The following is a 12,096-nucleotide window of genomic DNA, read 5'->3' as shown; positions in this document are numbered from 1 at the left end:
AAGAGCTCCTGGGGTCGTGAGCGTGGGGCAGTCGTCGAGGAGGAGGTCAGTCGGTGGCGTGATGGCAGGCGACATCGCTGTCGCCGACCCTGCGCAGCGCGGGCCGCTCGGTGCGGCACACGTCGGTGGCGAGGGGACAGCGCGAGGCGAAGGGGCAACCGGCGGTGGAGGGGGTTCCGAGTCCGGCCGCGCCGATGCCCATCGCCTCGCGCGCGGCGCGCCGGGCCGCCTGTTCGGCGGGGCGGGGCACCGGCGCGGCCGCGGTGAGGGCCCGGGTGTACGGGTGGCGGGGGTGCTCGACCACGGCCGCCGCGGCACCGGTCTCCATCACCTGGCCGCGGTAGAGGACGACCACCCGCTGGGCGAGGAAGCGGACCACCGCGAGGTCGTGGGCGACGAACAGGTACGACAGGCCTCGCTCGTCACGCAGGTCGGCGAGCAGGTTGAGCACCTGTGCCTGGGTGGACAGGTCCAGTGCGCTCACCGGCTCGTCGCACACCACGACCTTCGGGTCGCACACCAGGGCACGGGCCACAGCGATGCGCTGTCGTTGGCCGCCGGAGAACTGGCGGGGCCGGCGCTCGGCGGCGGAGGGGGGCAGCCCCACCCGCTCCAGGGCGGTGCGCGCCCGCCGAGCCGCCTCCGCCTTGCCGACGCCCATCAGTCGAAGCGGCTCGGCGAGGGTCTCGCCGATGGTCATGGCGGGGTTGAGGGAGGAGTACGGGTCCTGGAACACCACCCGCAACTGGGCCGCGAGGGCCCGCCGCCGGGCCGGGGCGGCATGCGTGATGTCGTCTCCGAAGAAGGAGATCGATCCACCGGTCGCGGACTGGAGGCCCAGGACCGCCTTGCCGATGGTCGACTTGCCCGAGCCCGACTCGCCGACCAGGCCGATGGTCTCGCCGGGGGCGATGGAGAACGACACGCCGTCGACGGCCGGTGGCACGGGCTTGCGCCGGGAGCTGCGGCCGTAGTGGACGGTCAGGTCCCGCACGTCGAGGGCGAGGGTCTGCGCGGTGTCGGCCGGGGCCGTAAGGGTGCTCATGCCGGGGTCCTCTCGTCCGGGTGGGCGGCGGCCGCCGCGAGTTCGCCGGCGCGGACGCAGCGGATGGTGCCGCCTCGGTCGGCCGCTTCCAGTGCCACGGGCTGCCCGCAGGCGTCTGTCGCGTAGGGGCAGCGGTCCTGGAAGCGGCATCCCCGCGGCCAGCTGCCGGGGGCCGGCACCTGGCCGGGGATGGCCGTCAGCCGGTGCGAGGGCGTCACGGTCTCGCCCGCGTGCGGGTTCGCCCCGAGGAGCGCCTTCGTGTACGGGTGGCGGGGGGCGTCGAGCACTTCGGTCACCGTTCCGGACTCGACGATCTCGCCGGCGTACATCACCGCGACGTCGTCGCAGAGGTCGGCGACGACACCGAGATCGTGAGTGACGAGCACGACCGAGGTGCCCGACTGGCTGACGAGTGAGCGCAGCAGGCTGAGGATCTCCGCCTGCACGGTCACGTCGAGGGCTGTGGTCGGTTCGTCGGCCACCAGCAGTTTCGGGCCTCCGGTCAGGGCGAGGGCGATCGCCACCCGCTGGGCCATGCCGCCGGACAACTGGTGGGGGTAACTGCGCATGACAGCCTGGGGGTCGACGATTCCCACCCGTTTCAGCAGGCTCACGGCGCCGTCCCTCGCCTCCGCGCGGGACAGTCCGCGCAGTCGCCGCAGCGGTCCGGTGAGCTGGTAGGCGACGGAGAACATGGGGTCGAGGGCGACCATCGGCTCCTGCGAGACGTAGGCGATCTCACGGCCGCGGACCGGGCGTAGGTGTCGCTCGTCGAGGCCCGCCAGGTCGCGGCCCTGCCAGTGCAGCGCGCCGCCGGTGACCGCGACTCCGGCGGGCAGCAGTCCGAGTGCGGCCAGCGCGGTCATGGTCTTGCCGCAGCCGGACTCGCCGACCAGGCCGAGCACCCGGCCGGGCTCGACGCGGAAGGAGACACCGCTGACCAGCACCGGTCCGTCGGCGACGGCCACGGTCAGGTCGCGTACGTCCAGTACTCCCGATCCGTCGGGCTCGGCCGGCCCGGCGGTCGCCCCGCCCTTCGGCTTCGCGGCCCGCTGGGCGAGCCTGGGCGCTTCCTCCGGGTCGGTCAGGGCGTCCGCGATCAGGTTGGCGGCGATCACGGTCAGGGACAGCACCAGTCCGGAGGGCACCATCAGCCAGGGCGCGTCGTAGATGTGCTGGGAGGCCGTACCGATCATGGCGCCCCAACTGGGCGCGGGCGGCTTCGGGCCGAAGCCCATGAAGGCGAGGCCGGACTGGATCAACAGGCCGATGCCGAACAGCAGGGCCGCCTGCACGGCCAGGACCGTCCGCATGCCAGGCAGCACATGGCGGAGGTTGACCCGCCAGGAGCCGAGGCCGTTGACCCGGGCCGCGTCCACGTACAACTGCTCGCGCAGGGAGCGTGCCACGCCCAGCAGCACCCGGTACATCCCGGAGGAGATCAGCACGCCCAGCACGGTCATGATGAGCACGGTGTCGACACCGAACACCCCGATGAACGCGAGGATGATCACCGTGCCCGGCAGGGCCATCATGATCTCGGTGGTGCGGCTGATGACCGTCTCCGTGTGCCCGCCACGCTCGGCGGCGACGAGGGCCAGGGGGACGGCGATGGCGTAGGCCACGACCACGGTCAGCAGCGAGGCTCCGAACGTGCTCGCCCCGGCGGCGAAGATACGGCTGAGCAGGTCCCGCCCCAACTCGTCGGTGCCGAGCCAGTGCTGGGCACTGGGGCCCTGCAACGCGGCCGACAGCTGCTGGTCGTTGGTCCCGTACGGAATCCACCAGGACGCCGTGAGCGAGAGCACGACCAGCAGTGCCAGCCAGCCGAGTCCGAAGACGCCGCCCGGCCTGCGCAGCAGCAGGGGCAGTCGGTGCCGGGCGGGCCGCGACGCCTCGGTGACGGTGTGCTCGGGGTCTTCGAGCAGTTGTCCGGCCGGCTTCGCCTGAAGGTATTCGCTCATGCCGCACGCAACTTCGGGTTCAGCGCGCTGATCAGCACATCGAGCGCGACGTTGGTGACCACGACGACGACCGTCGCGATGATCACGACTCCCTGCACGGACGGGAAGTCGTGGGAGGTGACGGCGGCCTGGGCGACCTGCCCCAGACCCGGCAGGGCGAAGATCTGCTCGACGATGACGGTGCTGCCGAACAGCCCGACGAACTGCATGCCGAGCCCCGCCACCACGGGCACACTCGCGTTGCGCAACGCGTGCACGTACAGCAGCCGCCAGGGCGGGATCCCCGTCGCGAGCAGGGTCCTGATGTGTTCCTGCCCCAGGGCCTCGACCATGGAGGCGCGCGCCTGCCGGGCCACAAGGGCGGCCCCGCCGATCGCCAGGCTGAGCACCGGAAGGGCCAGGCTCTTCGCCCAGTCGACGGGCGAGTCCGCGAAGGGCGTGTAGCCGGTCGCCGGGAGCCAGCCGAGCCGGATGGAGGCGACGTAGACCAGCAGGATGCCCAGCCAGAAGGTCGGCAGGGACACCACGATCCCGGAGAAGGCGGTGATGAACCGGTCGACGAGACCGCCGCGGACCGCCGCCACCACTCCCGAGACGATGCCGAGCACACCGCTCAGGGCGGTGGCGCCGAGTGCGATGGCCGCGGTCACCGGGAGCCGGGACGCCAGGTCCGGGCCGACCTCGTTGCCTCCGGTGAGGGAGGTGCCGAGGTCGCCGCGGACCGCGTGGGTGATCCAGTCCCAGAACTGGACGGCCAGCGGCTGGTTCCAGCCGAGCAGCTCGTTCTGGGCGTGGATGTCCCGCGCGGAGGCTCCCGGGCCGAGCATCACCGCGCCCGGGCTGCCGGGAATGGAGTGAACGAGTGCGAAGGTCAGGACGATCACCGCCAGCAGCGTCAGAACCGCCATCGCGGCCCGCCGGGCGAGGAATCTGGTCACGGAGCCTCCTCCTTCCTCTTCTTCGAGTGGTCCCCGAGCGGTCCGGTCGTCAGGAGGCCGGCTTGATCGAGGACAGCAGCGGGTAGGCGTCGTTGCCCGCGAAGGTGAGGGGTTTGACCTTCTTGGTGTTGTAACCGGCGTACGAGTAGCTCTCGTACAGCGGGATCAGCCAGCCCGTCTCCACCAGGCGGGCGTTGAGCTTGGTGAGCGCCTCGGTGCGCTTCGCGCCGGTCGCGCCCGCGGCGGCGTCCGTGTACGCGGTGAGCTGCTTGTCGGTCGCCTTCTGGGTGTTCAGGAACCCGCCGAGGACGACGGCCTGCATGGCGACCACCGGTTCCGGCCAGTTGAACGCGAGGTAGCCGAGCGGGGTGGTGCTCACGGCAGCGAAGGCCTCTTCGGTGGAGGCGGCGGCCTTGAGCTTCATGTCGATCCCGACCGCCTTGAGCTGCTTCTGGATCGCTTCCAGGTCGGTCTGATTGGCCTGGCTGGTGATCACCGTGAAGGAGAAGCCCTTGGCGTATCCGGCTTCGGCGAGGAGCTTCTTGGCCTTGTCGGGGTGGTAGCCCCAGGTGGTGTTGAGCGCGGCGTCGTACCCGTCGAAGGAGGACGGGAAGGCGTTGGAGGTGGGCTTGTCGCCCTTGTGGAGACCGCTCACCAGGTCCTGGCGGTTGATCGCGACCTGGATGGCCTGGCGGACCCTCTCGTCGCCGAACGGCTTGGAGACCGTGCCCTTCTTGTCGAAGACCGGCAGGGTCACCACCGTGCCGCCCAGGGAGGACAGCCCCGTGCCGCGCGACTTGACGAACGAGGAGGTCGATCCGGCGACCGCGGCGACGTCCACCTGACCGGAGACCAGGGCGTTGGCTCGGGCCTGCGGGTCCGGCAGGGCACGGTAGACGACAGTGTCGTAGGCGAAGGCGGCGGAGTTCCAGTAACCCTTCCTGCGCACCATCGTGTACTTGCTGCCCTTGACCGAGCCCGACTTTTCGAGGGTGTACGGGCCCGAGCCGTAGGGGGCGACGCCGAGCGCCTTGCTGTCGGCGAGTCCCTTGGCGCTGACGATCATTCCGGCGTCGGAGGCGAGCTGCTCCTGGAACGTCGGCTGGGCCTTGGCGAAGGTGAGGACGACGGTCTGGTCGTCGGGTGCGGTGACCTGTTTGATCTCGGCCTGTCCGCCCTTGGCCATGTTCCCGTACGCGACCAGGGCGGCGTCATTGCGTCGGTCGAGGTTCTTCTTGACCACGGCGGCGGTGAGCTTGCTGCCGTCCGCGAAGGTCACACCCTTGCGCAGCGTGAGGGTCAGCTGCGTCTTGTCCTTGTTGTACGCGAACTTGGTGGCCAGGCTCGGCTTCACGCCGCCGTCGGCGGTCTTGACGAAGAGCGAGTCGTACACGCTCTCGAAGAACTGCCGCATCTCGGTGTACTTCGCGGGGTCGTAGCCATTCGCGGCCGAGTCGCCGTCCATGCCGACCGTGAGGGTGTCCGACGCGGAGGCCGAGGCACCGCTCGCGGAGGACGAGCTGCAGGCCGTGACGCTGGTGAGGGTGAGGGCAGTGGCGGTTGCCAAGAGGATGCCGCTTCTTGCCGAACCGGATTTGAAACGATTCATTACGTGAGGCTCCTTTGCCTACGGCCTGGGCGAGTCGATGCCGACGGGCGAGGACGGGGATGGGGATGGGGACGGGGGGTGGAGTCAGAGGGTGGAGTCAGCGGGGCGCGCACGGCTGTGGGCCGGCGGGGGTGGGGCCGGGAGGTGCACGCGGCTGTGGGCCGACGGGGGTGAAGTCAGGAGGTACGCGCGGCTGTGGGCCGACGGGGGTGGAGTCAGAAGGCGCGCACGGCCGTGGGCCGACGTGGGGTGTGTCCCGCGTTCGGGGCGCAGACGTGCAGGGCGAAGTCCAGGGCCTCGTCGAAGACGGTCCGCGGATCGGGCAGACCGGCCCACAGATGGTCCACGGAGTCGATGAGCCGCAGGGTCACCTCGCTGCCGCAGGCCCGCAGCGCGTTGGCGAGCTGTTCACTCTGGGCGCTCGGGACGAACCGGTCCGCCGTGCCGTGGGCGAGCAGGAAGGGCGGAGCGGCCGCGCAGACGTAGGTGACCGGGCTCGCCTCCGCAGCGAGCCGCGGCGCGTCGGGGACGGGCGCACCGATCAACTGGGCCTCCCGGGAATCCGCCGCGTCGGGCACGGTCACGGCGTCGGGAAGGGACTGACTCTGCATGGTCCGCAGGTCGGCGGGCCCGTACCAGTCGACGACGCCGACCACGTCGGCGTAGGGAGCCGCCGCTGGGTCGTGGGTTTCCAGTTCCGGTCGGCAGGTCGTCAGTCCGAGCAGTGCGGCGAGGTGGCCGCCGGCCGACTCGCCCCACAGCACGACGCGTTCGGCGTCGAACTCCAGCGCCTCCGCGTGTTCTCGCACCCAGCGCAAGGCGGCCTTGCCGTCCTGCAGTTGAGCGGGGAAGACGGCCTCCGCGCTGAGCCGGTAGTCGATCGAGGCGACCGCGAAACCGGCTGCCGCGAGCCGGTCGAACGGACTGACCTGCCACGCCGCGAAGGCAGGCCCGAACCGAGCGCGACTCCCGGTCCGCCAGCCGCCACCGTGCAGGAAGACAATGACCGGCACGGGGCCGCCGGAAGGATGCGCGGCGGGAAGGTGGAGATCGAGCAGGAGCGGGCGGAAACCGTCCGGTGTCGCATACTCGACGCCTCGCAGCAGCCGGGTGCCCGTCGGTGTGACGTCCGCGGTGGGGAGCGGCGTGGCGTGCCCGGCCATGTCAGCCGTCCAAGGGACGCAGGTCGAACCGGAAGTCGTTGCCGTATTCGCGGGCGGCGCGGCCGATCTGCTCCGGTGAGGGGATGTACGGCGGCCGGGGCGGTTCCAGAGAGTCCGTACGGGTGCCGGACGCGGCGAAGAAGCGCTCGAAACCGCCGCTGGACACACCCATGATCCGGGTGTCGTCGGCCTCCACACGGAAGGTGTGCAGACAGCCCGCCGGGACGTAGCCGAAGTCGCCGGTCCCCAGCAGCTTCTCGTGCTGCTCACCTTGGGCGTCCTGGACCCACACGCGAGCCCGCCCGGAGAGCAGGAAGAACGTCTCGTGGACATCGGCGTGCGCGTGTGTGGGGATCGCGTCGCCCTTGGGAGCGGAGTAGGTGAACAGTCCGAACTGTCCGTCGGTCTCGTCCTTGCTGAGCAGCACGGTGATCAGCGAGTCGAACAGGTGCGCCCGCTCCCCCTCGCCTGCCTCCAGGAAGAAGGGCACGGGCTTGCCCGGAAGGGAGAACTGCGCCGCACCGCCCTGTGTGAACTCCGCAGTCATGGGTCTCCTCGGAATCGGATCGGCTCGGAACCTGAGAGGCGTCTCGTCGACGTGTGGGTAAGAGTGGGAGATCGACCAGATCGGCACCAGCGGCAATTCCATTGAGTGGCATGCGATCGAAACCTTGCCGCAATGTACGAGAAGCGGCCCGGCAGGTGAGACTGCAGGCATGACGAACCCCCCAAGCGTCTCTCGGGGTCGCAGGCCGGCCCAGGGCGATCCGGTGATCGACCGGGCGTTCGCGCTGCTCACGGCCTTCAACGAGACCCGGCGCGCCATGACGCTCGCCGAACTGAGCCGGGTCACGGACACGCCGCCCAGCACGACACTCCGGCTCGCCCGGCGCCTGCTCCACCTGGGGGCTCTGGAACGGGACGCCGACGGCCGTTTCGTGGTCGGTCTGCGTCTGTGGGAGGTGGCCTCGCTCGCCCCGCGCGCCCATGGACTGCGGACGGTGGCGCTCCCGTTCATGGAGGACCTGTACGAGGCGACGCACCAGCACGTGCTGTTCGCCGTCCTGGATGGCATGGAAGCCCTCCTGGTCGAACGGCTGTCGGCGCGTGAGGCCATCGACGTGCTGTACCGCGTGGGCGGCCGCCTTCCCCTGCATTCCACGGGCGTCGGTCTCGTTCTCCTCGCCCATGCCGCCCCGGACTTCCAGGAGGCCTACCTCGCGCAGCCCCTGGTCCACGAACCGGAAGGCGTGCCCCTGTCCTCGGCCGCGCTGCGCCGCGCCCTCGCCGAGGTGCGCCGCAACGGGATCGCCGTCGTCAACCGACAGGAACCTCGCCCGCTGCTCGCCGCCGCGGCCCCGGTGCGCGGCGCGGACGGAGACGTCGTCGCGGCACTGTCGGTTGTCGTACCGGCGGGCCACACAGAGTCACGCTTCATCTCTCCCGCCCTGCGGGCCACAGCCCGCGCCCTGTCACGGGGCCTCGGCGCGCCTGTCTCCGCCGCGCTGCCTCCGGGCCGGTTTCCGGACCGTCCGTGATCGTCCGACGTGGCGAATCAAGCGGTCCAGCTGTTCAGCGGCCGGTGCGGTCGGTGCGCAGCCACGTCTCCAAGTTGCTCCCACCGTTGCCAATGGGCACCCTAACACCCCTATTCTGATGGCGAGTTGAGGACATCGGCGCGGATGAAACGACCACGCCGTACAGCTGATCTCCCCATTGACGAACAGAGGTGGGTATTGACCGGCGTTTCGCGCGTCACGGCCTACACACACCTACGGGCGGAAGATCTTGTCAGACCCCGGTCCGCCCGGGTCTTCTTCGACCCAGCCGATACGGAGACCGGGATCTGGGCCGCTCAGGACCTCATCACGAAGGGGTGTGGCGTGCTGGACCTCGGCTCGGGCAGCGGCGCCGCAGCAGCGGCCATGGCTCGGGCCGGCGCACGGGTCCATGGTGTGGACCGGGGCGCGGAGACCGTCTCGTGGGCATCCGAGCACTACGCCTCCCGGTCGGCCGAACCCCAGGTCACCTTCGCCCAGGGTGACTTCTCGACGCTGTCCGCCGAGGAGTTGACGGACACCGTTCCCAGGCCGCTTCCCCGCCCGTTGATCATTACCACCAACCCCCCGTACGTCCCCTTGCCCGCGGAGACGAACGAACCGCGCCCGTCCATCAATGGCGGAACGGACGGGCTGAGGCTGCTCCCCGCGATCATCGAACACTGCCGTGCGATGAGGAGTGATCTCGCCCTCACCATCGGAAGCTACTCGACTCCCCGCAAAGCCGCGCGGCTGCTGACGGCAGCAGGCCTGCACATCCAGGCCATCACGCTCTGTCCGATCGCACTGGGTGAGTTCACCTTGAGCAACATGGAACAGGTACGGGATCTGGAGACAAAGGGCGAAGCCGTCCTGTGGCGGCGAACGCCTCTGGAGCCCCCCGCTTATTTCGCGCTGGGGCTGGCCTGCCGTTGGAACGAGGCGACCGGCCCGCGCAAGGCTCGCCCTGCGCGCCACTGGACGGGGGAAGATCTCATACGACTGCTGCGGGCCGCGGCCTCGTCCCGCGCTCCCCGGCTGGAGGCGCTCGACAGCCTGCTCCCGGAGGACCGGCCCGGGCCGGTGAGAGTGCTGGACCTGCCGGCACAGGCCGATCGTCACCACTGGTGAACGCGTCTCGCGCCCTCTGCTTCATGGCACCGCGGCCTGCGCGTTCTCACCCGGTACTGGAGCCGTCCTGTGGTGTCTGGTTGCTCCCGCCGCGCCGCTCACTCGGGCAGCCGTTGGCACCGCGCGGCTGTTTCGTCTCGAAGAGTGCACCGATGAGGTAGGCGCAGTGGGGCTCGGCCTTGAGGTCGTAGACGTTGTCGATCCTCAGGATGGCGAGATTGCGGTTGTTCCCGATGCGTGAGGTGGTGAAGGCGATCGCCCCTGTGGCGCCCCTGAATGTCATCTCCCGGAACTGCTGGGCCACTGCTCCTCGGTCCGGCCGGACCGTGCCCTCGTGTTTCAGCCTCCGTCGCATCTGGTCGATCGCCTCCACGAAGAGCCCGGCTCCGTCGTAGGCGAGTCCGGAGAGTTCCGCCGGCCACAACAGTGCGGGCGCCTCGTCTCCTTTGAGTGTCTTGGCGAGGCTCTGGTGCAGGTCGCTGTAGCCCGCACAGAAGGCGTTGAGCGGTGTACCGCCCCCCACCAGGGGCGCGGGTTTGCCTCTCAGGCACTCGGGGCCCGCCAGTGTGACCAGGCTGCCCATGCCCACGTATGAGACGGCCAGTCCGGCCAGCTTCGTCTGCTTGCGGTTCTTTTCCTGTGCTATGAACCGGGACACCGAGTCGTCGGCGACGATCCGCGGGAGAAGTTTGTCGTTGTAGCAGGAGGCCGCACCGGTGAGAAAGTCACCGAAGTCGTCCTCGCGGCCCGCGTAGTAGACGATCTCGTCACTGTGATCGACCGTTCCCTGGCACAGCGAGTCAAGTTCCATGGGTGAATTCGTCCAGGGCATGTCCACGGATTTGATCTTCGCTTCCGCCAGCCTGCCGTGCACCGCTTCGACGAGGGTTTTGACGTAACTGTCGCCGCTCCCCAGCTTCGGATGATAAACGGTGACCTTTTTCGCTCGCACATACTGGGCGTACTTGGTGAGCAGTTCCGCCTGCCGGGTATTCGCGGGCACCAACTGGAAGTACAGAGGAGAGCGATCTGCCAGGCCGTTACCCGTGAGAGTGGTGCCGACGGCCGGGATACCGGCGAGGCCGAGCTGAGTGATCGCCTCCTCGGTCTCGGCGACGGTGCGATCGAGCCCGAGCACGCCGAGAATGGTGCGATCCCGTGCGAACAACGGTCGCAGCATCTCGCGAACGACCTCGGGGGCCTTCTTCATACCGCCCCCGCCGTTGGCGACGATCACCCGGAGCAGCGGCGACGACTTGGATTCCACATTCTGCTGGCTCTGCCGCAGGTACAGCCCCTCCAACTCCTCGGCGGAGGCGTCGTCCGTGTCCGGTGCCGCCCCTCGGTGCGTCAGCCCGACGAAGTACACGACGCCGAGATACGGGCGGTGCGCATCCTCCTTGTGCAGTCGCTCGGCCCATTCGTTCTGCTTGAAGATGGCCTTCTGGGCGTCCCGGAGTCGTTCGCTGGTGCCGAAGATCTGCGCGTCGTTGTCGCTGTAGCCGATGCACTGCGGGTCGTTCGGGGCGACGTCCACCAGTTTCACCGCGACCCCGTCGGTGAACCGGGGACGGAAGTAGGAGCAGTTGGCCGCCCAGTAGGCCTGTACGTTCTGGGAGACGGGCACCAGTGCCACCACCAGGGCTACGAGCAGAGGCATCTCGACAAGGCCACGGCGGGCAAGCATCGGCGCCGGCCGGGTGCGGAAGGCCGCGGCCACATCCCAGGCGTTGCGGTCGTCCCTCCGGAGCCTGCGGGTACTGTCAGGATGGTCCGGGCTGGGCAGTCGGACGCGGAAGTACCGGGCGTCCTTGACCAGTTGCTGACGTCTGCTCGGCAGGGTGCGCTGCCACTCCGACAGTTCGTAGTCGGCCTCGGCGGGGTCGACGGCCTCCGACTCCACGCCCGCCGCCGTCGGTGGCGCCTCGTCACTCGCGGCGACCACGAACAGCGGGTCGAGCTCCCCCGTCTCGTTGCGGACCTCGTTGATCAGCTGAAGAAGCTCCCAACCGCCGTTCTCCTGGGTGACGTTGTCGAGCAGGACCGTCAGATAGCTGGTGCGGCGCCACCCCGACCGCTTCGGCACGATCCGCCAGCGGCGCCGCCGGTACGCGATGCGCAGATCCTCAAGGAACGCGTGGACGAGCAGCTTCTTGATCTGATCCAGGCTCTCGGAGCCCCGCCGGTCCAGAGTGAGCCGCTCGGCGAAACCCAGGAAGTTCACCGAGTGCCGGGGAATCATGTAGTTCTGCCGTCGGATGAACCACCGTGATTCCCTGCTCAGTCCCGGTACCCGTGCTTCCAGCCAGTGCAGTCCGGCACGTCTGCCGATCCACAGCAGCAGCCGCAGACCGAGCCGTGTCGGTCCGCTGGTCGCGCCATCGATCGCGTTGGACAGTTCGCTGGAGTCCGTGGGATGGGCTTCCTTGCCGCTCCACTTTCGCAGCAGCCGGAGCACGGGCCGGTCGTTGCGCCCCTGCGAGGGAGGCAGTGGCTGGCCCGTGAGCCAGTCGGCGAGCCGGTAGTAGTCGAACCGAGTGAGCTGCCCGGTGCCGAACCGGTCGGCGGCGAGGCTGACACTCAGGACGTCCAGGATCGGGAGGAGAGGCATCTCCTCCCTGAGAGGTGGGACTTCGGCAGAATCACCCGTCATCGCCCATCGCTGCCTCGACTGCTCCTGCGCCGTGGCCGCGTCGACAAAGGCGTGC

The 12,096-nt window shown here is 69.5% G+C and carries 9 protein-coding genes; 2 read left to right on the top strand and 7 right to left on the bottom strand.

All coding sequences use genetic code 11. The features are described from left to right. Window positions 1-46: 46 nt before the first annotated feature. The 6 genes from AQI94_RS30420 to AQI94_RS30395 form a co-directional block, all read right to left on the bottom strand. Window positions 47-1,045 carry an oligopeptide/dipeptide ABC transporter ATP-binding protein gene (locus tag AQI94_RS30420; protein ID WP_062230035.1) on the bottom strand — a complete coding sequence of 333 codons (999 nt, stop codon included), beginning with the start codon at window positions 1,043-1,045 and terminating at the stop codon, window positions 47-49. Beyond that, entirely contained in the window at window positions 1,042-3,009 is a 1,968-nt protein-coding gene (locus tag AQI94_RS45830) for a dipeptide/oligopeptide/nickel ABC transporter permease/ATP-binding protein (RefSeq protein ID WP_078902743.1), read from the bottom strand. Before AQI94_RS45830 ends, AQI94_RS30420 begins: the two co-directional genes overlap by 4 nt. Continuing rightward, window positions 3,006-3,947, bottom strand: coding sequence for an ABC transporter permease (locus AQI94_RS30410; RefSeq protein ID WP_031045845.1), 942 nt, complete (start codon window positions 3,945-3,947; stop codon window positions 3,006-3,008). The genes AQI94_RS45830 and AQI94_RS30410 overlap by 4 nt, the downstream gene beginning before the upstream one ends. A 49-nt stretch (window positions 3,948-3,996) precedes the next feature. Further along, a complete protein-coding gene (locus AQI94_RS30405; protein WP_199814327.1) occupies window positions 3,997-5,514 on the bottom strand; it encodes an ABC transporter substrate-binding protein in 1,518 nt (505 codons plus the stop codon). 257 nt (window positions 5,515-5,771) lie between these two features. Beyond that, window positions 5,772-6,719, bottom strand: coding sequence for an alpha/beta hydrolase (locus AQI94_RS30400; protein ID WP_225890296.1), 948 nt, complete (start codon window positions 6,717-6,719; stop codon window positions 5,772-5,774). Window position 6,720: 1 nt separating this feature from the next. Further along, on the bottom strand, window positions 6,721-7,266 hold the full coding sequence (locus AQI94_RS30395; RefSeq protein WP_031045834.1) for a quercetin 2,3-dioxygenase: 546 nt from the start codon (window positions 7,264-7,266) through the stop codon (window positions 6,721-6,723). Between the two features lie 169 nt (window positions 7,267-7,435). On the opposite strand from AQI94_RS30395, the gene AQI94_RS30390 reads away from it, so the two are divergent. Then, window positions 7,436-8,257, top strand: a complete 822-nt coding sequence (locus AQI94_RS30390; RefSeq protein WP_051832225.1) for an IclR family transcriptional regulator — start codon at window positions 7,436-7,438, stop codon at window positions 8,255-8,257. Window positions 8,258-8,401: 144 nt separating this feature from the next. Next, window positions 8,402-9,388, top strand: a complete 987-nt coding sequence (locus tag AQI94_RS30385; RefSeq protein ID WP_078902742.1) for a methyltransferase domain-containing protein — start codon at window positions 8,402-8,404, stop codon at window positions 9,386-9,388. A 46-nt stretch (window positions 9,389-9,434) separates the two neighbouring features. Here the strand turns inward: AQI94_RS30385 and AQI94_RS44730 are convergent, their stop codons facing one another. Then, a complete protein-coding gene (locus AQI94_RS44730; RefSeq protein ID WP_159050647.1) occupies window positions 9,435-11,999 on the bottom strand; it encodes a type 1 periplasmic-binding domain-containing protein in 2,565 nt (854 codons plus the stop codon). Between the last annotated feature and the right edge of the window lie 97 nt (window positions 12,000-12,096).

The sequence above is a fragment of the Streptomyces pseudovenezuelae genome, assembly GCF_001513955.1.
Lineage (GTDB): Bacteria > Actinomycetota > Actinomycetes > Streptomycetales > Streptomycetaceae > Streptomyces > Streptomyces pseudovenezuelae.
This window is presented reverse-complemented; position numbering and strand designations above follow the sequence as displayed.